This window comes from Streptomyces sp. NPDC090106 (genome assembly GCF_044747265.1).
Lineage (GTDB): Bacteria > Actinomycetota > Actinomycetes > Streptomycetales > Streptomycetaceae > Streptomyces.
This window is the reverse complement of sequence record NZ_JBIVDS010000006.1, coordinates 124,577-145,972: the sequence shown is the minus strand read 5'-3', so window position 1 is coordinate 145,972 and position 21,396 is coordinate 124,577. Positions and strand designations below refer to the sequence as shown.

Annotated in this window: 20 protein-coding genes; 16 read left to right on the top strand and 4 right to left on the bottom strand. The window is 73.0% G+C overall.

What is annotated here, in order from left to right:
* Positions 1–145: 145 nt before the first annotated feature.
* The 13 genes from zapE to ACIPSE_RS20780 all read left to right on the top strand — a co-directional run bounded on the left by zapE (position 146) and on the right by ACIPSE_RS20780 (position 14,275).
* On the top strand, positions 146–1,252 hold the full coding sequence (gene zapE, locus ACIPSE_RS20840; protein ID WP_401664566.1) for a cell division protein ZapE: 1,107 nt from the start codon (positions 146–148) through the stop codon (positions 1,250–1,252).
* Between the two features lie 382 nt (positions 1,253–1,634).
* Positions 1,635–2,213, top strand: a complete 579-nt coding sequence (locus ACIPSE_RS20835; RefSeq protein ID WP_401664565.1) for a carbonic anhydrase — start codon at positions 1,635–1,637, stop codon at positions 2,211–2,213.
* 8 nt (positions 2,214–2,221) lie between these two features.
* Complete coding sequence (locus ACIPSE_RS20830; protein WP_401664564.1) at positions 2,222–3,676, top strand: SulP family inorganic anion transporter; 1,455 nt, start codon at positions 2,222–2,224, stop codon at positions 3,674–3,676.
* Positions 3,677–3,773: 97 nt separating this feature from the next.
* Positions 3,774–4,568 (top strand): slipin family protein, encoded by a 795-nt coding sequence (locus ACIPSE_RS20825; RefSeq protein WP_401664563.1) that lies wholly within the window; start codon positions 3,774–3,776, stop codon positions 4,566–4,568.
* A 91-nt stretch (positions 4,569–4,659) separates the two neighbouring features.
* Complete coding sequence (locus ACIPSE_RS20820; RefSeq protein ID WP_401664562.1) at positions 4,660–6,027, top strand: PhoX family protein; 1,368 nt, start codon at positions 4,660–4,662, stop codon at positions 6,025–6,027.
* 104 nt (positions 6,028–6,131) lie between these two features.
* Positions 6,132–7,025 carry a polyphosphate kinase 2 family protein gene (locus ACIPSE_RS20815; RefSeq protein ID WP_401664561.1) on the top strand — a complete coding sequence of 298 codons (894 nt, stop codon included), beginning with the start codon at positions 6,132–6,134 and terminating at the stop codon, positions 7,023–7,025.
* A gap of 69 nt (positions 7,026–7,094) precedes the next feature.
* Positions 7,095–7,958 carry a polysaccharide deacetylase family protein gene (locus tag ACIPSE_RS20810; protein ID WP_401664560.1) on the top strand — a complete coding sequence of 288 codons (864 nt, stop codon included), beginning with the start codon at positions 7,095–7,097 and terminating at the stop codon, positions 7,956–7,958.
* Positions 7,959–7,976: 18 nt separating this feature from the next.
* The gene (locus ACIPSE_RS20805; RefSeq protein ID WP_401664559.1) at positions 7,977–8,159 is read left to right on the top strand and encodes a hypothetical protein; all 183 of its coding nucleotides are present in this window, start codon (positions 7,977–7,979) and stop codon (positions 8,157–8,159) included.
* A gap of 248 nt (positions 8,160–8,407) precedes the next feature.
* Positions 8,408–9,127 (top strand): peptidyl-tRNA hydrolase, encoded by a 720-nt coding sequence (locus ACIPSE_RS20800; protein ID WP_401664558.1) that lies wholly within the window; start codon positions 8,408–8,410, stop codon positions 9,125–9,127.
* A 150-nt stretch (positions 9,128–9,277) separates the two neighbouring features.
* Entirely contained in the window at positions 9,278–10,591 is a 1,314-nt protein-coding gene (locus ACIPSE_RS20795; protein WP_401664557.1) for a DUF692 domain-containing protein, read from the top strand.
* Positions 10,592–10,885: 294 nt separating this feature from the next.
* Positions 10,886–11,653, top strand: a complete 768-nt coding sequence (locus ACIPSE_RS20790; RefSeq protein ID WP_401664556.1) for a DUF4142 domain-containing protein — start codon at positions 10,886–10,888, stop codon at positions 11,651–11,653.
* Between the two features lie 84 nt (positions 11,654–11,737).
* Positions 11,738–12,526, top strand: a complete 789-nt coding sequence (locus ACIPSE_RS20785) for a TIGR04222 domain-containing membrane protein (RefSeq protein WP_401664555.1) — start codon at positions 11,738–11,740, stop codon at positions 12,524–12,526.
* Between the two features lie 153 nt (positions 12,527–12,679).
* Positions 12,680–14,275: an alpha/beta hydrolase gene (locus ACIPSE_RS20780; RefSeq protein ID WP_401664554.1), complete on the top strand. Its 1,596-nt coding sequence runs from the start codon at positions 12,680–12,682 to the stop codon at positions 14,273–14,275.
* Here ACIPSE_RS20780 and hemQ read toward each other — a convergent pair.
* Both hemQ and hemG read right to left on the bottom strand, forming a co-directional pair.
* Positions 14,272–15,003, bottom strand: coding sequence for a hydrogen peroxide-dependent heme synthase (gene hemQ / locus ACIPSE_RS20775; RefSeq protein WP_401664553.1), 732 nt, complete (start codon positions 15,001–15,003; stop codon positions 14,272–14,274). The two genes, ACIPSE_RS20780 and hemQ, sit on opposite strands and share 4 nt — an antisense overlap.
* A 5-nt stretch (positions 15,004–15,008) precedes the next feature.
* A complete protein-coding gene (gene hemG / locus ACIPSE_RS20770; protein ID WP_401664552.1) occupies positions 15,009–16,460 on the bottom strand; it encodes a protoporphyrinogen oxidase in 1,452 nt (483 codons plus the stop codon).
* Between the two features lie 164 nt (positions 16,461–16,624).
* Between hemG and ACIPSE_RS20765 the strand changes: the two genes are divergently transcribed.
* Complete coding sequence (locus ACIPSE_RS20765; protein ID WP_401664551.1) at positions 16,625–17,578, top strand: DUF4349 domain-containing protein; 954 nt, start codon at positions 16,625–16,627, stop codon at positions 17,576–17,578.
* Between the two features lie 27 nt (positions 17,579–17,605).
* Positions 17,606–19,030: an FAD-dependent oxidoreductase gene (locus ACIPSE_RS20760; protein WP_401664550.1), complete on the top strand. Its 1,425-nt coding sequence runs from the start codon at positions 17,606–17,608 to the stop codon at positions 19,028–19,030.
* Here ACIPSE_RS20760 and ACIPSE_RS20755 read toward each other — a convergent pair.
* On the bottom strand, positions 19,002–19,337 hold the full coding sequence (locus ACIPSE_RS20755) for a hypothetical protein (RefSeq protein WP_401664549.1): 336 nt from the start codon (positions 19,335–19,337) through the stop codon (positions 19,002–19,004). The two genes, ACIPSE_RS20760 and ACIPSE_RS20755, sit on opposite strands and share 29 nt — an antisense overlap.
* A 125-nt stretch (positions 19,338–19,462) precedes the next feature.
* Here ACIPSE_RS20755 and ACIPSE_RS20750 point away from each other — a divergent pair, with 125 nt between their 5' ends.
* Positions 19,463–20,287, top strand: a complete 825-nt coding sequence (locus ACIPSE_RS20750) for a rhomboid family intramembrane serine protease (RefSeq protein ID WP_401664548.1) — start codon at positions 19,463–19,465, stop codon at positions 20,285–20,287.
* Positions 20,288–20,294: 7 nt separating this feature from the next.
* Here ACIPSE_RS20750 and hemE read toward each other — a convergent pair whose 3' ends face one another.
* Positions 20,295–21,362, bottom strand: a complete 1,068-nt coding sequence (gene hemE, locus ACIPSE_RS20745; RefSeq protein WP_401664547.1) for a uroporphyrinogen decarboxylase — start codon at positions 21,360–21,362, stop codon at positions 20,295–20,297.
* Positions 21,363–21,396: the final 34 nt, after the last annotated feature.

The following is a 21,396-nucleotide window of genomic DNA, read 5'->3' as shown; positions in this document are numbered from 1 at the left end:
GCGCCCACCGGGCCCGACCCCGCTCATCTGCGGCGTTGCCGTCGGCCTCCGGCTCCCGGGGCCCGGCTCGGCCCTGCCCCCTCCCGTGCCGCCCCCTCCGTCCCGGGCGCCCCGGTCCGCCGGGCAGGCCCTAGCATGGGGAACCGTGTCGTCCTCCTCATCCACCGCCTCCGGGATCAGCCCGATAGCGGACGCGGCCCCCGTGTCCCTGTGCGCCCGCGAGCCGCACGTCCCCGCGGACCGTCTGGTCGCCGAGATGGTGCCGCCGCCGCGCTTCGACTCGGTCCGCTTCGGCACCTACATGCCGGACCCGAACCAGCCGAGCCAGTTCGAGGCCGTGCGGGTGCTGGAGGGCTTCGCGGGCGGCCTCGGCGGGGCGCACGCCACCGGCGGCGGCCGGCGCGGCCTGTTCGGCTTCGGCAAGGCGAAGGCCAAGGCACCCTCCGGTCCCCGCGGCGTCTACCTCGACGGCGGCTACGGCGTCGGCAAGACCCACCTCCTCGCCTCCCTGTGGCACGCCACCCCGGCCGAGCCCTCCCTGAAGGCGTTCGGCACCTTCGTCGAGCTGACCAACCTCGTGGGCGCCCTGGGGTTCCAGCAGACGGTCCAGACGCTGTCCGGTCACCGCCTCCTGTGCATCGACGAGTTCGAGCTCGACGACCCGGGCGACACCGTGCTCGTCTCCAGCCTGCTGCGCAAGCTCGTGGAGGCGGGCGTGGCGCTCGCCGCGACCTCCAACACGCTGCCCGGCAAGCTCGGTGAGGGCCGTTTCGCCGCGGTCGACTTCCTGCGCGAGATCCAGGGCCTGTCGGCGCACTTCCGCACGCTGCGCATCGACGGCGAGGACTACCGCCACCGCGGGCTGCCCGAGGCCCCCGCGCCCTACAGCGACGAACAGGTCACCAAGGCCGCGTACGCCACCGAGGGCGCCTCGCTCGACGACTTCTCGGCGCTGCTGGAGCACCTCGCCCGCGTCCACCCCAGCCGTTACGGTGCGTTGACCGATGGCCTGAAGGCGGTGTGCCTGACCGACGTCCAGCCCGTCCCGGACCAGTCGACGGCGCTGCGTCTCGTCGTCCTCGCGGACCGGCTCTACGACCGCGAGGTCCCGGTGCTGGCGTCCGGACTGCCCTTCGACCGCCTGTTCAGCGAGGAGATGCTGGCCGGCGGCTACCGCAAGAAGTACTTCCGCGCGATATCGCGGCTCACCGCGCTGGCGCGCGACGGCAAGGGCCTCGTCGAGACCGCCTAAGCCTTCAACAACCCCAGGTCAAGGGCTGGTTCCGGCCGACCCACCCGCGCTTTCAGGCTGTCTTCAGCCGGAAACGCTAAGTTAACCCTGCAAATGACTTTGCAGGGTTAACATGTTTCTTGACCATTCATTGACCAATTCTTGGTCCAGGTCAAGGCCGTGAACTGTCGGGAGGGGGGCGCATGTTGCCAGGTAGGACGGCTCGATCCGGCTGCCCGATGCGCCCCGGCACGCCCCCGGCGCTCCCTCTCTTCGCTCTCAGACATATGTTCGCGACCGCGTACGTCTGCGCGATCGCGTACGCCTGAGAGACGGCCGTCCCCCCACATCTGTCGTGCAGACCCGACGCGCCGCTGCGGCGCGCCAGGAGGAGTCACCGCATATGCAGCCCCTCATCGACAACGCCCGTCTGTTCGGACAGCGCCCTGAGGAGTTCGCCAAACTAGCCGAAGGGCAGTCCCCTCAGGTCCTGTTCATCACCTGCTCCGACTCACGGGTCGTCCCGGCCCTGATCACCGGCGCCCGCCCCGGCGAGCTCTTCGAGCTGCGCACCGCGGGCAACATCGTCCCCCCGTACGCCTCCGAGCACCCCACGAGCGAGGCGGCCACCATCGAGTACGCCGTGGAGGTCCTCGGCGTCACCGACATCGTCGTCTGCGGCCACTCGCACTGCGGCGCGGTGGGCGCGCTGGTGCGCGGGGACGACCTGACCGCCGTACCCGCCGTGCGCGACTGGCTCGCGCGGGCCGAACCGCGGCCCGCCGGGGCCGTCGAGGACCCGGCCGTGGCCGAGGGCGTGCAGAGCCATGTCCTCGCCCAGGTGCTGCGGCTGCGCTCGTACCCGTTCATCGAGGCGAAGCTGGCGGCACGTCACCTCACGCTCCGCGCCTGGTACTACGAGGTGCACACGGGAGCGGTGCTCGAACACCGGCCGGACACCGACGCCTTCCAGGCCCTGTGAGCGGCGCGATGACCAACCACCCTCATCTGCGGCGGGACTTCGCCGCGTCCCTGGTCGTCTTCCTGGTCGCGCTGCCGCTGTGCGTGGGCGTGGCCGTCGCCTCCGGTGTCCCGGCCGAACTGGGCCTGGCCACCGGCATCGTGGGCGGCATCGTCACCGGGCTCATGCGGGGCAGCAGCCTCCAGGTCTCGGGGCCCGCCGCCGGTATGACCGTGCTCGTCTTCGAGGCGGTCCGGGAGTTCGGGCTGCCCGTGCTCGGGGTGATCGTGCTGGTCACCGGGGTGCTCCAGATCGCCATGGGCGTCCTCAGGCTCGGCCGCTGGTTCCGGGCCATCTCCGTCTCGGTCGTCGAGGGCATGCTCGCCGGCATCGGCCTGGTGCTGATCGCCGGACAGCTCTACGCGATGGCCGGGGCGGAGGCGCCCGCCTCGGGGCTCGGCAAGATAGCCGGACTGCCCGGGGCGCTCGTGGAGGCCCTGGGAGACGCCGAGGCACTGGCCGCGCTGGGGCTGGGCGTCGGCACCGTCGCCGTGATGGTGCTGTGGAAGCGGATGCCGTCCGTCGTGCGCTCCCTGCCCGGTCCGCTGGCCGCGGTCGGACTGGCGACGGCCGCCGCGACCGCGTTCGCGATGCCGGTCGCCACCGTCGAGGTGCAGGGGCTGCTGGGCTCGGTCCAGCCGCCGTCCCTGTCCGCCTTCGGCGAGCTGGCGGACGTCGCCGTGCTCGCCACGATCCTCGCGTTCACGCTGATCGCGTCCGCCGAGTCGCTGTTCAGCGCGGCGGCCGTGGACCGGCTGCACGACGGGCCGCGCACCGAGTACGACAAGGAACTGGTCGCCCAGGGCGCGGGCAACGCGCTGTGCGGTGTGCTGGGCGCGCTGCCGATGACGGCCGTGATCGTGCGCAGCGCGGCGAACGTCCAGGCGGGCGCGCGGACGAAGGCGTCCCGGGTCCTGCACGGGGTGTGGCTGCTGCTGTTCGCGGCGCTGCTGCCGGGCGTCCTCGCCTACATCCCGATCCCGGCGCTCGCGGGCATCCTGGTCTACTCCGGCGCGAAGCTGATCCCGGTGCGGGCGATCGCGGGGCTGTGGCGCGAGCACCGCGGCGAGGCGCTGATCCTGATGGCCACGGCCGTCTCGATCGTCGCGGTCAGCATGTTCGAGGGCGTGCTGATCGGTCTGGCGCTGGCCGTCGCCAAGACCGCCTGGGAGGCCTCGCATCTGAAGCTGGAGGTCGTGGACAAGGGCGCGGGTCCCGTCCAGGCGTATCTGTCGGGCAACGCGACCTTCCTGCGGCTGCCGAAGATCCTCGACAGCCTGGAGGCGCTCCCGCAGGACCGCCCGGTGGAGCTGGACCTCTCCGGCCTCCACCACCTCGACCACGCCTGCCGCACGGCCCTGGAGAACTGGGCGGAACGGCACAGCGCGGTCGGTACGGAACCGGTACGGATGACCTCCGTCTGACGTGCTCGCCCGGCTTCTGGCTTCTGGCCGGGAGCCGGGCATATCGTTGAAAGAGCAGACAAAAGACCTCTCGTGACAGCGTACGAAGGGGGTCGTCATGCTCCAGGAAGTGGTGGCGGTGGCCGTCGCGGCCGGTGCGGCCGGACTCGTGTACGTCTCCGCCGCGGCGCGGGTCGTCAAGCAGTACGAGCGCGGGGTCGTCTTCCGGCTCGGGCGGCTGAGGGACGGCGTGCGCGAGCCCGGTCTCGCGATGGTGATCCCGTTCGTGGACCGGATGCACAAGATCAACCTGCAGATCGTCACCCTGCCGGTGCCCGCCCAGGAGGGCATCACCCGGGACAACGTGACGGTCCGCGTGGACGCGGTCGTCTACTTCCGGGTGGTCGACGCGCCGAGCGCGCTGGTGAAGGTCGAGGACTACCGGTTCGCGGTCTCGCAGATGGCGCAGACCTCGCTGCGGTCGATCATCGGCAAGAGCGAGCTGGACGATCTGCTGTCCAACCGGGAGAAGCTCAACGAGGGCCTGGAGCTGATGATCGACAGCCCGGCCGTCGGCTGGGGCGTCCAGGTCGACCGGGTCGAGATCAAGGACGTGTCGCTGCCGGACGCGATGAAGCGTTCGATGGCCCGGCAGGCGGAGGCCGACCGGGAGCGGCGGGCCCGGATCATCAACGCGGACGCCGAGCTCCAGGCGTCGAAGAAGCTCGCCGAGGCCGCCAAGGAGATGTCCGAGCAGCCCGCCGCGCTCCAGCTCAGGCTGTTGCAGACGGTGGTGGCGGTCGCCGCCGAGAAGAACTCGACGCTGGTGCTGCCCTTCCCGGTGGAGCTGCTGCGGTTCCTGGAGCGGGCGCAGGAGCACCCCGCGCCCCCGGGGCGCGACCCGGCCAAGTGACACGACGACGCGCGTAGTTCACGCGGGAGACATCAAATGGTAGACACAGCGGAGTCACAGTCCTGTCCGCCAGCAGGAAGGTCGCTCCGCCATGTCCGCCACACGACGACAGATCCTCGCCCGCTCCGGCGCCCTGGGAGCGGGCATCGCCTTCACCGGCGCCCTCTCCGAGCTCTTCGCCGGCACCGCCGCCGCCCAGCCCTCCGGCCGCTCCGGCTACGGCCCCCTGGTGCCCGACCCGGCCGGTCTCCTCGATCTGCCGGAAGGTTTCCGCTATCGGGTCCTATCCCGCGAGGGCGATCAGCTCCGCTCCGGTGAGGGCCCGGTCCCCTCCAACCACGACGGCATGTCCGCCTTCACCGGCAGACACGGCCGCGTCCATCTGGTCCGCAACCACGAGAACCGCAGCACCGGCAAGGTCCCCGTCCCGACGGTCGAGGGCCTGACCTACGACCCGGCGGGCAAGGGCGGCTGTACGTCGCTGACGCTCGACCAGCGCGGGAACGTCCTCTCCGAGCGCGTCGCCATCGCCGGTACTGCCGTCAACTGCGCGGGCGGGCCCACGCCTTGGGGCACCTGGCTGACCTGCGAGGAGACCGAGGACCTGGCCGGGACCAACGGGTACACCAAGGACCACGGGTTCATCTTCGAGGTCGACGGCGCCGATCCGCACCGCTCGGGCGCCGTGCCGCTGACCGCGATGGGCCGCTTCCAGCACGAGGCGATCGCCGTCGACCCGAGGAGCGGTGTCGTCTACGAGACCGAGGACGCCTTCCTGCAGCCCTTCGGCCTCTTCTACCGTTTCCTGCCCGAGAAGCCGCTGGGCGGGCTGGGTTCGCTGCGCGCGGGCGGCCGGCTCCAGGCCATGCGGGTGCCGGGCGTCCCCGACCTGTCGTCCGTGCAGCAGACGGGGGCGAGCTTCGACGGTGTCACCTGGGTGGACGTCCCCGACCCGCTCGCCGCCCGGACCCCGATCAGGCTCCAGGACTTCGGGCCGAAGGGCATCACCCACGCGCAGAAGCTGGAGGGCTGCTACTGGGGCGGCCGGTGCGTGTACTTCGTCTCGTCGTTCGCGCACAGCGCGGAGGGGTCGGCCGCCGACCACTACGGGCAGATCTGGCGCTACGACCCCCAGCGCCGCCGTCTCACCCTGGTGATCGTGTTCGGCCCGGACACCGACGTCCAGCTCCCCGGCGAGTCCCCGGACAACATCTGCCTCGCGCCCAGCGGCGGCCTGATGGTCTGCGAGGACGGCAACGGCGTCCAGCACGTCTACGGCGTGACGCGCACGGGCGAGGTCTACGCGATGGCCCGCAACGCGCAGAACATCGGCACCGAGCAGGCCCCGGAGTGGGGCGAGTTCGCCGGTGTCACCTTCTCCCCCGACGGCCGGACGATGTACGTCAACTGCTACACGCCCGGCACGACGTTCGCGGTGACGGGCCCCTGGCACCGATGACCCGCCGGTGACGCACCGGTGGGACGCGACTGCGCCGGGTGGCGGCACCCCGCCGCCCGGCGCAGGATCGAGGGACGACCGGACCGGCACCGACAGGGGCAGCCATGGCCAAGCACAGCAAGGACCGCGGGCTGGGCGAGCGGCTGCGCGTCCCGCCCGGCGAACCGGTCGACCTGTCCGCCCGGGACCCGCGCGCGACGCCCGGCGGCCCGAAGGACAAGAAGGCCGCCCCGGCGGACCTGGCCGCGATGGGCGGCCGTCTCGGTGAGCTCCAGGAGCGGCTGTGGGCGGCGGGCACCGCCGGTGACCGGCGCCGCGTCCTGCTGGTGCTCCAGGGCATGGACACCAGCGGCAAGGGCGGCACGGTCAAGCACGTGATCGGCCTGTTCAACCCGTCGGGCTGCCGTATCAAGGCGTTCAAGGCGCCCACCCCCGAGGAACGCCGGCACCCCTTCCTGTGGCGCATCCGCCAGGCCCTGCCCCGCGCGGGCGAGCTGGGCATCTTCGACCGGTCGCACTACGAGGACGTGCTCATCGCGCGCGTCCGCGAGCTCGCCCCGGCCACCGAGATCGGCCGCCGCTACAACAAGATCAACAACTTCGAGCAGGCGCTGGCCGACGACGGCGTCACCCTCGTCAAGTGCTTCCTCCACATCTCCTTCGACGAACAGCGCGACCGCCTCCTCGAACGCCTGGACCGCCCGGACAAGCACTGGAAGTTCAACCCGGGCGACATCGACGAACGCGCGCTGTGGCCCGCCTACCAGCACGCCTACGAGCTGGCCCTGGAACGCTGCTCCACCCCGCAGGCCCCCTGGTACGTCGTCCCGGCCGACCGCAAGTGGTACCGGAACTGGGCCGTCAGCCGGCTCCTCCTGGAACACCTGGAGGCCCTGGACCCGCAGTACCCGAAGGCGGACTTCGACGTGGCGGAGTGCCGGGCGCGTCTGCTGAGCGGCGACCGGGGGACGTCCGAAGGGCGCACACCCGGCGCGTGAGACGACCCAATCCCGGAAGCGCCCGATTCCTCCACTTATGTTCATGCGGTGATCACTCCAGTACGACCAGTGCGCCGCGTCCGACCGGCCCGGCACGTCCGCCGGGCGGTCGCCTCCTGTGCCGTCACCGCCTGGGTCCTGGGCGCCGCGCTCACCGCCTGCGGCACCGCCGCCCCCGAGGCCCCGCGGGCCGCCCGTCCGGCCCCCTCCGCCACCGCCCCCTCGGCGCCGCCGACCCTCGCGCCGGGCCCCGCCGGGCTCACCCCGGTGTTCGAGCACGGTCCGCGGACCGCGGGCAGGACCGTCGCCCTCACCTTCGACGCCGACATGACGGCCGACCAGGGCCCCCGGGCCGCGGCGGGCGAGCGGTTCGACAATCCCCCGCTCATCGCGGCGCTGCGGGCGCTGAAGGTGCCCGCGACCGTGTTCATGACGGGCCGCTGGGCCGAGCAGTACCCGGTCCAGGCCCGCACGATCGGCCAGGACCCCCTGTTCGAGGTCGCCAACCACTCGTACAGCCACTACGCCTTCACCGGTGACTGCTACGGGCTGCCCACGGTGTCCCCGGAGCGGATGCGGACCGACGTCGAGCGGGCGTACGCCGCGTTCCGCGAGGCCGGGGTGGAACACGCGATGCCGTACTTCCGGTTCCCCGGCGGCTGCTACGACCGTGCCGCCCTCAAGGCGCTCACCCCGGCCGGGGTGACGGCCGTGCAGTGGGACGTGGTGAGCGGCGACGCGTTCGCGACGGACGCGGACGCGGTGGCCGAGGACGTGCTGAAGGGGGTGCGGCCGGGGTCGGTCGTCGTCATGCACTGCACCCGCAGCGCCGCCCCGACGACCGAGCGGGCGCTGCGGCGGATCGTGCCGGAGCTGCGCGCCCGGGGGTACCGGTTCGTGAAGGTCTCCGAGCTGATCGGGGCGAGCCGCTGACCGTCCTACGCTGGAGTCATGAGCGAGGACGAGTACTGCGCGACCGGCGACGCCCCGAAGCCTCCCGTGGCCGAGGAGCCGCCGTACGCGGAGTGCGTGCTGTGCCGGAAGCCGACGGAGTACCCGGAGTCGCACAAGGGCATCACCCTCTGCCCGGTCTGCGAGTGGCAGGAAGCCCAGCGGACCGCCTGTTCGGGGTGACGGCCCTGGCGTGAGGCCGCGGACCCGGGCGAACGGGACGGCCGCGGGCAGCACGGCGACGGCCCAGGGGCGGCACCGGGACGGGCCGGTCGGCGCCCGCTCCCGTCACGGCGTCACCTCGACCGGCGTCGACGGCCCGGCGCGGCCCGTCGGCGACCACGGCACCGGCCGGGTGGCGAACGCGGCCGGCGGCGGGAGCCCGGCGGTGGGAACCTGTCGCGTCACGGCGGGACGTAAGGTGGGCCGACGTGAGTGACAGTCCTTCGCAGCAGGCACCCCAGCACCCCTTCCAGGACGAGGCCGGCGCCCGTGACACCGCGCCGCAGTTCGTGCTCCCCCTGGTCGTCCGGATCGAGAAGGCCTCTCCCCCGGCCCGAACGGACGCCCTGGAGACGGCCGCGCGGGCGGTGCTCACCGTGCTGAGCGACGAGCGTTCCCTCGGGGACGGCGAGTGGGCCGGGGCCATGCGGGACTGGCAGGACGCGCGCATCCGCAAGGTCGTGCGGCGGGCGCGGGGCGCGGAGTGGCGCAAGGCGGAGGCACTGCCGGGGATCACGGTCACCGGGAAGTCGGCCGAGGTGCGGGTCTATCCGCCGGTGCCGCTCGACGGCTGGCCCAAGGAGCTGGCCAAGCTCCAGGTGTCCGGCACCGACCTGGACGACCCGGAGCCCCCGGCGGACGCCGACCCGGGCGGGCCCGTGCTGTGGACGAACCCCGATCTCGACATGTCGGCCGGGAAGCTGATGGCCCAGGCCGGGCACGGCGCCCAGCTCGCCTGGTGGGAGCTGTCCGACGAGGAGAAGGCCGCCTGGCGGGACGCGGGCTTCCCGCTCGCCGTGCGGACCGCGTCGCCCGCGCGGTGGCGGGAACTCGTCACCGGCGGGCTGCCGCTGGTCAGGGACGCGGGGTTCACGGAGATCGCGCCGGGGTCCTGCACGGTGGTGGCGGACCACCCGGCACTGCGCTGACCCGGGGACCCCGGAGGCCGCCCGCCGGACGGGCCCCAACCTCAAATGTTGCTCTGAACGTTCCCGCTCCGGGGTTCGTATCGGATGGCGGGGGTCATACCCCCCTCACACACCGAGCGGATCCGGAGGAGACCGGGGAGGGGACGGACCATGGAGCGACTGGGCACGGGAATCGGATGGCGGCCGGAGATCGCGGACGCGGTGGAGCGCATGCCGGGCATCGACTGGGTCGAGGTCGTGGCCGAGAACACCTGTCCCGGCCATCTCCCCGAGTCGCTGACGCGGCTGCGCGAGCGCGGGGTGACCGTCGTCCCGCACGGCGTCTCCCTCGGTCTCGGCGGCGCCGACCGCCCCGACGAGGCGCGGCTGACGGCCCTCGCCGAGCGCGCCCGGGCACTGGGGTCGCCCCTGGTCACCGAGCACATCGCGTTCGTCCGCGCGGGCGGCCCGCTCACCGCCTCCACGCCGTTGGAGGCCGGCCACCTGCTGCCGGTCCCGCGCACCCGCGACGCCCTCGACGTGCTGTGCGAGAACATCCGCATCGCCCAGGCCGCGCTGCCCGTACCGCTGGCCGTCGAGAACATCGCCGCGCTGATCTCCTGGCCGGGCGAGGAGCTGACCGAGGGCCAGTTCCTGTACGAGCTGGCCGACCGGACCGGCGTGAAGCTGCTCATCGACGTGGCGAACCTGCACACCAACCACGTCAACCGCGGCGAGGACCCCGCCGAGGCGCTCTCCGCGCTCCCGCTGGAGGCCATCGCCTACGTCCACGTCGCCGGCGGTTTCGAGCGGGACGGCGTCTGGCACGACAGCCACGCCCACCCCGTCCCCCGGCCGGTCCTGGACATCCTCACCGACCTCGCCTCCCGCGTCTCGCCGCCGGGCGTGCTGCTGGAGCGGGACGAGAACTTCCCCGCGGAGGCCGAGCTGGAGGGGGAGCTGACGGCCATCAGGGGCGCGCTGGAGAAGGGGCGCGAGCAGGCCGCGACGACGGCCCGCGAGGGAACGCCGGCCCACGGGAGGACTCCCGACGCCTCGGCGGACCTCTCCCCCGCCCGTCAGCGGCTCGCCCTCGCGCAGACCGCGCTGCTCTCCGCGCTCGTCGCCGGGACACCCGTGCCCGAGGGGTTCGACCGGGTGCGGCTGGGGGTGCAGGCGCGGGCGCTCGCCGGGAAGCGGGCGGACGTGGTGGCGAAGATCGCCCCGGAGCTGCCGGAGATCCTCGGCGCGGAGTACCGGACCGCGTTCCTCGGGTACGCCCACGGACACCCGATGTCCGGCGGCTACCGCCGGGACGCGCTGGACTTCGCGGGTCATCTGCTCCGGTCGGAGCTTCCCGAGGACGCACGGGCTCGCGGTGAGCTGCGCGAGTGGTGGCTGGAGCGCTCCGGCTCACGCCCGCGCTCGCACCGCCCGGCGGTGCGGCTGGCCCGCGCGACCCGCCGGGTGCTGCTGCGCCGCTGACAGCGAGCGGCGCAGCCGGACTACGCCGGCCGTGGTGCCCCGGCCGGACATGTACCGACACCGCGTCCACGTCGGAATGTGCCCGGGTTAACACCACAGGTCCCACAGACGGATTCCGCATACGCTTCACACCGTTTTGCGGCTGTACGGCACCACCTCACCCTCCCCCATTCGCCCTTGGTGTCCCGGTTGCAACCCTCCTGTCCCGTACGGCAGTTGTCGTAGACCGGGCGGTAATATGCCAGTCCCGCACCTGAAGAGCATTAGCGTGCGGTGCCGCAAGCAGGAGGCACCATGCGACCCCGACCCCCGGTCAGAGGCCGAGGCATTCTCAGTGGTACCGGGCTCATCATCACGGGCCTGACGGCGACCATCGTGGCGCTGCTCTTCCCGATCTGGTCGTACGCCGACCGGTCCGGGACCAGCGCCGACGTGCTCAACGCCCAGACCGTGGCGACGAGATACGGGCCCTTGTCCGCGCTGGACCGCGAGTTCGTCGTCAAAGTCCGGCTGGCCGGGCTGTGGGAGCTGCCGGCCGGCCGGCAGGCCCTCCAGAAGGGCACCACCGCCGCCGTGCGCACGGCGGGGCAGCATCTCGTCGACGGGCACACGTTCCTGGACGAACGGGTCCGTGACGTGGCGTCCCAGCTCGGGCTCCAGCTCCCCAACGAGCCCAACGAGCAGCAGAAGCAGTGGCTGGCCACCCTGGACTCGGCCCAAGGCGTCGAGTACGACCGGCAGTTCGCGAACATCCTGCGGCTGGCGCACGGCAGGGTCTTCTCGCTGGTCGCCCAGGTCCGGGCGAGCACCCGCAACTCCCTAGTCAGGACCCTGGCCGACGACGCCAACACGACCGTCCTCGATCACATCAAGATCCTGGAGGCCACCGGCTACGTCGACTTCGACGCGCTGGCCGAGCAGCTGGCCGCCGACTCCACGCCGCCGATCACCCGCTCCCCCGGCCCACCGGGCCCGACGGCCGACCCGGTCCCGGCGGTCCCGGTGACACCGACGTACACGCTGCCGCCCCCGGCGAGCAGCCCGCTGCCCACCGGGTCCTAAGCGGAAGGTCTCAGACAGGCAACTGTGCGTCCGGATCGTGAACAAGGCATGGCGCGTCCAAGACCGGTCGCATAGAACAGCGTCATGTTCTGGGTCCTTCTCCTGCTGCTCGCCTGGGCCACCGCCGGTACCGCGTGTACGCGGTTGTGCCTGGCCGCCGTACGCACCGCGGCCACCGACGCGGACACGGGCCGGGGACACGACCTGACGCTCTACGAGGCCGCGTTCCTGTCCGGCGGCCCACGCCGGGTCGCCGACCTCACGCTCGTCTCGATGGCCCGCCAGCGCCGGCTGCTACTCGCCCACACGGGGTGGGCGACGGTCGTGGACCCGCGCGGCCGGGACGAGATCGAGCGCTCCGTGATCGGGGCGATCGGCCCCGAGGGGCAGTCCCGTATCGCGCCGGTACGCGACGCGGCGGCCACCGCGGCCCCGGTGCGCGGTCTCGCCGACCGGCTGGTGCGCGCGGGCCTCGCGGTGCCCGACAGCGCCCGTACGTCGGTGGCGGCGGCGGTGCGCCAGGTGCAGGCGGCGGCCGTCGGTGTCCTCGTGCTCGGCGCCGTCGCGCTGCTGAGCCCCGCCCCGTCGGAGATGCCGCGTCATCTGGTCGCCCTCTGGTTCGCGCTGCCGCTCGCGCTGACCCTGAGCTGCCTGGCGATCGCCCGGGTCGAGGTCCATCCCTACTCCCGCTGGGCCTCCCCGGCCGGTCAGCGTCTGCTGGGCACGCTGGCCCGGCGGGCGTCGGGCGGCGGCGACCGCACGTACCTCACCACGGTCGCCGTGCGCGGTATCCGCGCCGTCGGCGAACCGGACCTCACCGCGGCGTTCACCGACCGCGACCACTGGCGCGCGGGCCACATCCGGGGCGTCTAGGGCCTGTTCGGCGCCAAGGCGCCAAGGGCCTCCCCCGCTCTCCAGGGGGCGCACAGGGGGCATTGGCGCCGACACCGGGCGACGGTGCTTGCCTTCACCGACGGGCGAACGAAATATCCCCTTTGTTGCTGCCGTGCACCGAAGGGAACCGCGATGAGAGGCCTCGCCCTCTACTCTGCCGCCGGGTCGATGCTCCTCACCACCCTGGTCGCCGCCCCGGCCGAGGGGGCGACCGGCGTTCCGCGCGCCGCCGAGCTGCTCGGCACGATGACGGCCGCCGCCCGGGCCCGGGCCGCCGGGGTCGAGTTCGGCACGTGCCCCGGGTCCGCGGAGCTCCCGGCCGCGATCCGCTGCGGCACGGTCACCGTCCCGCTCGACTACGCGCGCCCCGACGGCAAGCGGATCAAGCTGCTGGTGAGCCGGATCCGGGCCACCCACAAGGACCCGCACAACAGCAAGCGCAGGGTGCCCCGGCAGGGCGCCCTCGTCTACAACCCGGGCGGCCCGGGCGGCTCCGGTCTCTCCTTCCCGCTGATCGGCTACGTCCCCGAGTGGAAGCGGCTCGGCGCGGCGTACGACCTGGTCGGCTACGACCCGCGCGGCGTCGGCAGGTCGGCGCCGCTGTCCTGCAAGGACCCCAAGCACTTCGCCAAGGGGCCCACGCAGGCGCCCACGCACCCCTCGGAGTCGTACAAGCGCGAGCGGATCGCCGAGGCGAAGGCGTACGCGCGGGGCTGCGCCGAGCGCAACGGCACCGCCCTGCGGCACTACACCTCGCTCAACAACGCCCGCGACCTGGACGTCATCCGGGCCGCGCTCGGCGAGGACAGGCTGACGTTCATGGGCGCGTCCTACGGCACGTACTTCGGGGCGCTGTACGCGACGCTGTTCCCCTCGCACGTGCGCCGGATGGTCTTCGACTCGGCGGTCGACCCGGACCCCTCACAGATCTGGTACCGCAACAACCTCGCCCAGTCCGCGGCGTTCGAGGGCCGCTGGGCGGACTTCCGGGAGTGGACGGCCAAGCACGACGCCGTGTACGGGCTCGGTGACACCGCGGACGAGGTGCAGCGCAGCTACGACAAGGCGGCGGCGCGGCTCGCGGCGGAACCGGCGGGCGGGAAGGTGGGGCCCGGACAGCTCCAGGGCGCGTTCCTCCAGGCCGGCTACTTCGACGACTACTGGCCGCACCGGGCGGAGGCGCTGTCCACGTATCTGAAGGGCGACCCGAAGAGGCTGATCGCGCAGGCGGGACCGCACCCGGAGGCGGCCGTCGAGGCGGAGAACTCCACGGCGGTGTACACGGCCGTCGAGTGCAACGACGCGGCCTGGCCCACCGAGTGGAAGGTGTGGGACCGCGACAACACGCGCCTCGCGCGCGTGGCGCCGTTCGAGACCTGGGACAACGTGTGGACGAACCTGCCGTGCGCGTACTGGAAGGCGCCCCGGCAGGAGCCGCTGGACGTGCGGACCGGCCCCGGTGAGCTGCCGCCGACGCTGATCCTGGCCGCCGAGCGGGACGCGGCGACCCCGTACGACGGGGCCCTGGAGCTGCACCGGCGGCTGTCCGGCTCGGTCCTGGTCACCGAGCGGGACGCGGGGACGCACGGCATCGCGGGCGGCTCCAACGCGTGCGTCAACGGGTATGTCGACGCGTATCTGCTGGAGGGGCGGCTCCCGGTGCGGCGCGCGGCCTGCGCACCGCACCAGGAACCGAAGCCCAGGCCCCGGCCGGGGAAGGCTTCCTAGGCGAGGCCCGCCACCAGGTCCGCCACCGACTTGCGGCGGCCGGTGTAGAACGGCACCTCCTCGCGGACGTGCAGCCGGGCCTCGGAGGCCCGCAGATGGCGCATGAGGTCGACGATGCGGTACAGCTCGTCGGCCTCGAACGCCAGGATCCACTCGTAGTCGCCGAGCGAGAACGAGGCGACGGTGTTGGCGCGGACGTCGGGGTAGCCGCGGGCCATCTTGCCGTGGTCGGCGAGCATGCGGCGGCGGTCCTCGTCGGGCAGCAGGTACCAGTCGTAGCTGCGCACGAAGGGGTAGACGCTGATGTAGTTGCGGGGCGTCTCGTCGGCGAGGAACGCCGGGATGTGCGAGCGGTTGAACTCGGCGGGGCGGTGCAGCGCCATGTTCGACCAGACCGGCTCCAGCGCGCGACCGAGACGGGTGCGGCGGAAGAGGTTGTACGCCTCCTGAAGCTGGTCCGCGGTCTCCGCGTGCCACCAGATCATGAGGTCGGCGTCGGCGCGCAGCCCGGACACGTCGTAGGTGCCGCGGACGGTGACGTCCTTGGCGGCGAGCTGGTCGAACAGCTCCTGGACTTCGTCGGCGTAGCCCGCGCGGTCCTCGGGGAGGACGTCCTTCAGCCGGAAGACGGACCAGAGCGTGTAGCGGATGACCTCGTTGAGGTCCTTGGCCAGCTTGCCCTTGTTCGGGATCCGGCCGGCCTCGGGGGTGGGGGCGTCGTTGCTCATGGTCCTTATTCTCCTGCTCCTCCGTGCAGACTCTGCACCGGGTGGGCGGTGAGCTGCTGCACACCGCGATCGTCTCCGTGGATCTTGTCGACGGCCGCGTACGCGCTCGCGACGCACGCGGGGATGCCGACGCCGTCGTACTGCGCGCCGCACACCGCGAGGCCCGGCAGGGCGGCGAGGTGGGCGCGGATACGGGCCACGCGCGCGTGGTGGCCGACGGGGTACTGAGGCAGACCGTCGGTCCAGCGGGTGACGCGGGTCTCGACGGGGGTGGCGGTGAGGCCGGTGGCCTCACGGAGGTCGTGCCGGGAGACGTCGACGAGGTCGGCGTCCTCGCGGCTCAGGATTTCCGTCTCGCCGTGCCGGCCGACCGAGGTGCGCACGACCACGACGTCGGGGGTGCCCTCGGCGATCCAGCCCCACTTCTGCGAGGCGAACGTGGACGCCTTGATGGTGCGTCCGTCGACGGGCGGGACGAGGAAGCCGCTGCCCGCCGGGAGGGCGGCGTCGGCGCGGCGGTAGGCGAGGGTGACCAGGGCCATGGAGGCGTACTCGACGGCGGCGAGATCGGCGGCGGCGGCGGGCGCCTCGGCGCGCAGCAGCGCGGCGGCGGCGGGCGCGGGGACGGCCACGACGACGGAGTCGGCGTGCAGCACGCGGTCGCCGCCGACGATCCGCCAGCCGTCCGCGCCCGCGCGGCGCAGCTCGGTCACGGGCGCGTCCGTGAGGATCTCGCCGCCCCGGGCGCGCACCGACTCGGCGACGGCGAGCGGGAGGCTGCCGACGCCGCCGTCGATGCCCATGAAGACGGGGCCGGTCGCCTGGTTCGCGGCGGCCTTGGCCTGGATCTCGCGGACGCCCTCGGTGAGCGAGGTGTGGGTGCGCGCGACGTCGAAGAGCTGGGGGACGGCCGAGCGCATCGAGATGCGGTACGCGTCGCCCGCGTAGACCCCGCCGAGGAGCGGTTCCACGAGCCGGTCGACGACCTCCCGGCCGAGCCGCTCGGCCACGTAGGCGCCGACGGCCACGTCGTCGCCGACCTCGGTGCGGGGCAGGTCGGCGTCGCGTGCGATGCGGGCGAGGCCCTCGTCGGAGAGGACGCCGGCGAGGGCGGCGGCGGTGCCGGGAACGCCCATGACGTGGCCCTTGGGCATGGGGCGCAGGGCTCCGCGGGTCCAGAGCGAGGCGGTCGCGGTGGCCGGGGGCCGGAGCCGGTCGCCGAGGCCGACCTCGCGGGCGAGGGTCACGGCCTCCGGTCTGCGGGCCAGCATCGACTCCGCGCCGAGGTCGACGCGCGCGCCCGCGATCTCGCCGGGCAGGAGTTTGCCGCCGACCCTGCCGGACGCCTCCAGGACGGTCACCCGCGCCCCGCGGCCCACCAGCCGGTGTGCGGCGGCCAGTCCCGCGATCCCGGCTCCGATGACGACGACGTGCTCCGTCGTACCTGCTGCGCTCATGGCTCCACCCTCTCAGACGTCACCGACAGTGCCGCCAGGGACCTTTGTCCCTTCCGAGTCCCGACCGTGACCGCTTCGGAACCGGCGGGGCCCAACGTTCCGTGCCGCCCCCGCGTCGAAGAAGCGTCAGTCGTCACCAGTCACCGCCCTCGGGGGGCAGTCCCATGCGCGCACGACGTTCCGTACGACCCGTCCAGGCCCTGGCCGGCCTCCTGCTGGCCTCGGCGCTCGCCCTGTCCGGCTGCTCCGGCGCGGACGACGCGAGCAGCGGGAGCGACTCCGGGGCGAAGGCCGCCGCCCCGGAGGCCGCCTCCGGGGCCGCCGCGGACGCCTCGGGCGGCGGGGCCCGGCAGGCGACCTCCGCGCCCCGGCTGCCCGCGGCGCACATCATCCGCACGGCCGAACTCACCGTGCAGGTCAAGAACGTGCCCAAGGCGCTCGACGCGGCCCGGAGCAGCACCGAGAACGCGGGCGGGTACGTCGGCCAGGAGACGACGTCCCGGGACGAGGACGGCGCCGAGGAGACCCGGGTGGTGCTGCGGGTGCCCGTGGACCGGTACGAGGACGTCCTGGCCGATCTGGAGGGCTCGGGCAGGCTCCTGGAGCGCACCTCGAAGGCGCAGGACGTCACCGACCAGGTCGTCGACGTGGAGAGCCGTATCGCGTCGCAGCGGGCGAGCGTGGTCCGGATCAGGGAGCTGATGGACCAGGCGACGAAGCTGAGCGACGTGGTCACCCTGGAGGGCGAACTCAGCTCCCGCCAGGCCGACCTGGAGTCCCTGCTGGCCCGTCAGGCGTCGCTGAAGGACCGGGCGAGCCTGGCCACCATCACGCTGTCGCTGTCCGAGAAGCCGGTGGTGAAAGCCGCCGAGGACGACGACCCGGGGATCGTGGACGCGCTCGCGGGCGGCTGGGACGCGTTCGTGACGACGCTGCGCTGGATCGGCGTCGCCCTCGCCGCCGTGCTGCCCTTCGCGGCGGGCCTCGCGCTGCTGGTGCTGGTCTGGCTGCGGCTGATCCGGCCCCGGCTGCCCCGCCGCCCGGCCGCGGCCCCGGCCACGGTGGGTCCGCTGCCGACCGCCCGTCCGGTGCCGCGGGGCGAGGCCGGGCAGGACTGAAATGCGCGGCCCTCGTAGCGTGTTCGCATGAGCATGAGCATGAGTGCGGGGACCGCGCGGGAACGGCTGGTCGTGATCGGCGGGGACGCCGCGGGAATGTCCGCGGCGTCCCAGGCGCGCCGGCTGAAGGGTCCGGACGAGCTGGAGATCGTGGCCTTCGAACGGGGGCACTTCACCTCGTACTCGGCGTGCGGCATCCCGTACTGGGTGGGCGGCGACGTCCCCGAGCGGGACCAGCTGATCGCCCGCACCCCAAAGGAGCACCGGGCCCGCGCCATCGACCTGCGCACGCGGACCGAGGTCGTCGAGATCGACGTGGCGGGGCGGCGGGTGCGCGCGCGGGACGTCGACAGCGGCGCCGAGTCCTGGACGTCGTACGACAAGCTCGTCATCGCCACCGGGGCGCGGCCGATCCGTCCGGACCTGCCGGGTGCCGACGCCGCCGGGGTGCACGGGGTGCAGACCCTGGACGACGGGCAGGCGCTCCTCGACACGCTGGCACGCACGCGTGGCCGCCGGGCGGTGGTGGTCGGCGCGGGGTACATCGGCGTGGAGATGGCGGAGGCGCTCATCAACCGCGGCTACGAGGTGACCGTCCTCAACCGGGGCAGCGAGCCGATGTCCACGCTGGACCCGGACATGGGGCGGCTGGTGCACGAGGCGATGGAGGGCCTCGGCATCACCATGGTCGACGACACGGAGGTCACCGAGGTCCTCACCGACGGGGACGGGCGGGTGCGGGCGGTGGCCACCGCCGACGCGGAGTACCCGGCGGACGTGGTGGTGCTCGGCATCGGCGTACGGCCCGAGACGGAGCTCGCGCGGGCCGCGGGACTGCCCCTGGGGCGGCACGGCGGGCTGCTCACGGACCTCGCGATGCGGGTGCGCGGGCACGAGGACATCTGGGCGGGCGGTGACTGCGTGGAGGTCCTCGACCTGGTCTCCGGGCAGGAACGCCACATCGCGCTCGGCACCCACGCCAACAAGCACGGCCAGGTCATCGGCACCAACGTGGGCGGCGGCTACGCCACCTTCCCGGGTGTCGTCGGCACCGCCGTCAGCAAGGTGTGCGACCTGGAGATCGCCCGCACGGGACTGCGGGAGAAGGACGCCCGCCGCGTCGGCCTCCAGTACGAGACGGTCGTCATCGAGTCGACCTCACGCGCGGGGTACTACCCCGGCGCCTCCCCCATGACGGTCAAGATGCTCGCCGAACGCAGGACGGGAAGGCTGCTGGGCGTGCAGATCGTCGGCCGGGAGGGCGCCGCGAAGCGGGTGGACATCGCGGCGGTCGCGCTGACGGCCGGGATGACGGTGGAGCGGATGACCGCGCTGGACCTCGGCTACGCACCGCCGTTCAGCCCGGTGTGGGACCCGGTGCTGGTGGCGGCGCGCAAGGCCGCCGCGAAGGTGCGCGACGGCGCTACGCCCCCGCCCCCGCCGTCCCGTTGATCCGCTCGATGGCCTGCCGGGCCTGTTCGGCGGGCGGCCGGGCGGGCAGCGAGGACACGGACGCGGCGGTCGGGATGGCGGGCGGCTGCTCGCCCGCGGGCTTGGCGTGGGCGGCGGCGGGCCGGGCGGAGCGCAGACGGTGGCTGACCGCCTCGTCCAGCGTCACCGGGCGCTGCATCTGCGAGGCGAGCCGCCCGGCCTCCTGGCCGAGGCGGGCCACGTCCTCCCACGGCAGCCGCACCACCACCGCGATCTCGGCCTCACCGTCGGGCAGTGCGTGAATCGGAGGAGTCACTCGGTCGGTCATCGCCTGTTCCTCACGTCGCCTGTTCCTGCACGTGCGTGTCCCTGCACGTCGGTTTCCGACTGATACGCACGCACGCGTGCGGGCGTTCACCGGTTCGACGGGCGTATCGGGGGCAGATTTCCGGTGTGGTCATCCCCGTCCATGACGTGAACCCGGTGCGCCGCACCCCCGTGGTGACGTACGCGCTGATCGCCGCCAACGTGCTGGTCTTCCTGTCCACGCCCGGCATAGCCGGTTCGGTGGCGGGCGAGAGCAGCATCTCCCAGCTGTGTCATCTGCACGCGTTCCTGGACCATTACGCGGCGGTGCCGAAGGAGCTGATCCACGGTCAGCTGCCCACGCGCGTGCCCACCGGCGAGGTCGCCGTGGGGCAGCAGGGCCCGGGGTGCGTGATCGGAGAGCCCGGCTACGACAAGTCGCCGTTCCTGTCGGTGTTCACGGCGATGTTCCTGCACGGCAGCTGGCTGCATCTGCTGGGCAACATGCTGTTCCTGCTGATCTTCGGCAACAACGTCGAGGACCGCATGGGCCATGTCCGGTACATCGTCTTCTACGTCGTGTGCGGCTACGCGGCGTCGTACGGCTTCGCGTATCTCAACGAGTCGTCCACGGATCCGCTGATCGGCGCCTCGGGGGCCATCGCGGGGGTGCTGGGCGCCTATCTGGTGCTGTATCCGAGAGCCAGGGTGTGGGTGCTGGTGCCGTTCCTGGTGTTCCTGCCGCTGCGGCTGCCCGCGTGGCTGGTGCTGGGCTTCTGGTTCGTGCTCCAGGCCGTGTACTCCTCCGGCGAGGGCGTCTCCGACGCGGGCACCGTGGCGTACGCGGCGCACATCGCGGGCTTCCTCGCCGGGATGCTGCTCGCCTGGCCGCTGAAACCGGGCACTCCACCGCCGCCGGAACCGCGCGGCCTGCTGTTCGGCAGGAGGGCGCGGTCCCGGGAGACGTGGTGAGGTCCGGTCAGCGGGCCGTCTGCGTGTGGACGTAGTCGACGAGGCGGGTCAGCGCGTCCGGGTCGGTGGACGGCATGACGCCGTGGCCGAGGTTGAAGACGTGGCCCTCCAGGTTCGCGGCCGAGTCGAGGACCTCTCGGGCCTTGGTCTCGACCGCGTCCGGGCCGGCGAACAGCACCGTCGGGTCGATGTTGCCCTGGAGCGCCTTGCCGGGGCCGACGCGGCGGGCGGCCTCGTCGAGCGGGACGCGCCAGTCGACGCCGACGACGTCCGCGCCGGCCTCGCCCATCAGGCCGAGCAGCTCACCGGTGCCGACACCGAAGTGGATGCGCGGGACGCCGTACCCCTGGACCGCGTCGAAGACCTTCGCGGAGGCGGGCAGGACGGAGCGGCGGTAGTCGGCGGGGGCGAGCGCGCCGGCCCAGGAGTCGAAGAGCTGGACGGCGCTGGCGCCCGCCTCGATCTGCACCTTCAGGAACGCCGCCGTGATCTCGGCGAGGCGGTCGAGGAGGTCGGCCCAGAGCTCGGGGTCGCCGTACATCATCGCCTTGGCGTTCTCGTACGTGCGCGACGGACCGCCCTCGACGAGGTAGCTCGCGAGGGTGAAAGGCGCGCCGGCGAAACCGATCAGCGGGGTGGCGCCGAGTTCGGCGGTGAGCAGGCCGATCGCCTCGGTGACGTAGGAGACGTCCTCGGGGGTCAGGTCGCGCAGCCGGTCGAGGTCGGCGCGGGTGCGGACCGGCTTCTCGACGACCGGGCCGACACCGGGCTTGATGTCGAGGTCGATGCCGATGGCCTTGAGGGGGACGACGATGTCGCTGAAGTAGATCGCCGCGTCCACGTTGTGCCGGCGCACCGGCTGGAGCGTGATCTCGGTGACCAGCTCGGGCCGCATGCAGGACTCCAGCATGGGGATGCCCTCGCGGACCTTGCGGTACTCGGGCAGTGAGCGCCCGGCCTGCCGCATGAACCACACCGGGGTGTGCGGCACGGGCTCACGCCGGCAGGCCTTGAGGAAGGCCGACTCGTACGTGGCGGCGGGGGGCTGGGCCTTGGGGGTGTCGTTGGCACTCACGGGGCCAGTCTCGCACGGTCCGCGGGGGGCCCTT

Excerpts from the sequence above, each read along its gene's own strand:
- ACIPSE_RS20780 (WP_401664554.1), top strand. The coding sequence starts at position 12,680 with ATGAGAGGCCTCGCCCTCTACTCTGCCGCCGGGTCGATGCTCCTCACC.
- ACIPSE_RS20825 (WP_401664563.1), top strand. The coding sequence starts at position 3,774 with ATGCTCCAGGAAGTGGTGGCGGTGGCCGTCGCGGCCGGTGCGGCCGGA.
- ACIPSE_RS20785 (WP_401664555.1), top strand. The coding sequence starts at position 11,738 with ATGTTCTGGGTCCTTCTCCTGCTGCTCGCCTGGGCCACCGCCGGTACC.
- ACIPSE_RS20835 (WP_401664565.1), top strand. The coding sequence starts at position 1,635 with ATGCAGCCCCTCATCGACAACGCCCGTCTGTTCGGACAGCGCCCTGAG.
- ACIPSE_RS20830 (WP_401664564.1), top strand. The coding sequence starts at position 2,222 with ATGACCAACCACCCTCATCTGCGGCGGGACTTCGCCGCGTCCCTGGTC.
- ACIPSE_RS20820 (WP_401664562.1), top strand. The coding sequence starts at position 4,660 with ATGTCCGCCACACGACGACAGATCCTCGCCCGCTCCGGCGCCCTGGGA.
- ACIPSE_RS20760 (WP_401664550.1), top strand. The coding sequence starts at position 17,606 with ATGAGCATGAGCATGAGTGCGGGGACCGCGCGGGAACGGCTGGTCGTG.
- hemQ (WP_401664553.1), bottom strand. The coding sequence starts at position 15,003 with ATGAGCAACGACGCCCCCACCCCCGAGGCCGGCCGGATCCCGAACAAG.
- ACIPSE_RS20765 (WP_401664551.1), top strand. The coding sequence starts at position 16,625 with ATGCGCGCACGACGTTCCGTACGACCCGTCCAGGCCCTGGCCGGCCTC.
- ACIPSE_RS20790 (WP_401664556.1), top strand. The coding sequence starts at position 10,886 with ATGCGACCCCGACCCCCGGTCAGAGGCCGAGGCATTCTCAGTGGTACC.
- hemG (WP_401664552.1), bottom strand. The coding sequence starts at position 16,460 with ATGAGCGCAGCAGGTACGACGGAGCACGTCGTCGTCATCGGAGCCGGG.
- ACIPSE_RS20815 (WP_401664561.1), top strand. The coding sequence starts at position 6,132 with ATGGCCAAGCACAGCAAGGACCGCGGGCTGGGCGAGCGGCTGCGCGTC.
- ACIPSE_RS20795 (WP_401664557.1), top strand. The coding sequence starts at position 9,278 with ATGGAGCGACTGGGCACGGGAATCGGATGGCGGCCGGAGATCGCGGAC.
- ACIPSE_RS20805 (WP_401664559.1), top strand. The coding sequence starts at position 7,977 with ATGAGCGAGGACGAGTACTGCGCGACCGGCGACGCCCCGAAGCCTCCC.
- ACIPSE_RS20755 (WP_401664549.1), bottom strand. The coding sequence starts at position 19,337 with ATGACCGACCGAGTGACTCCTCCGATTCACGCACTGCCCGACGGTGAG.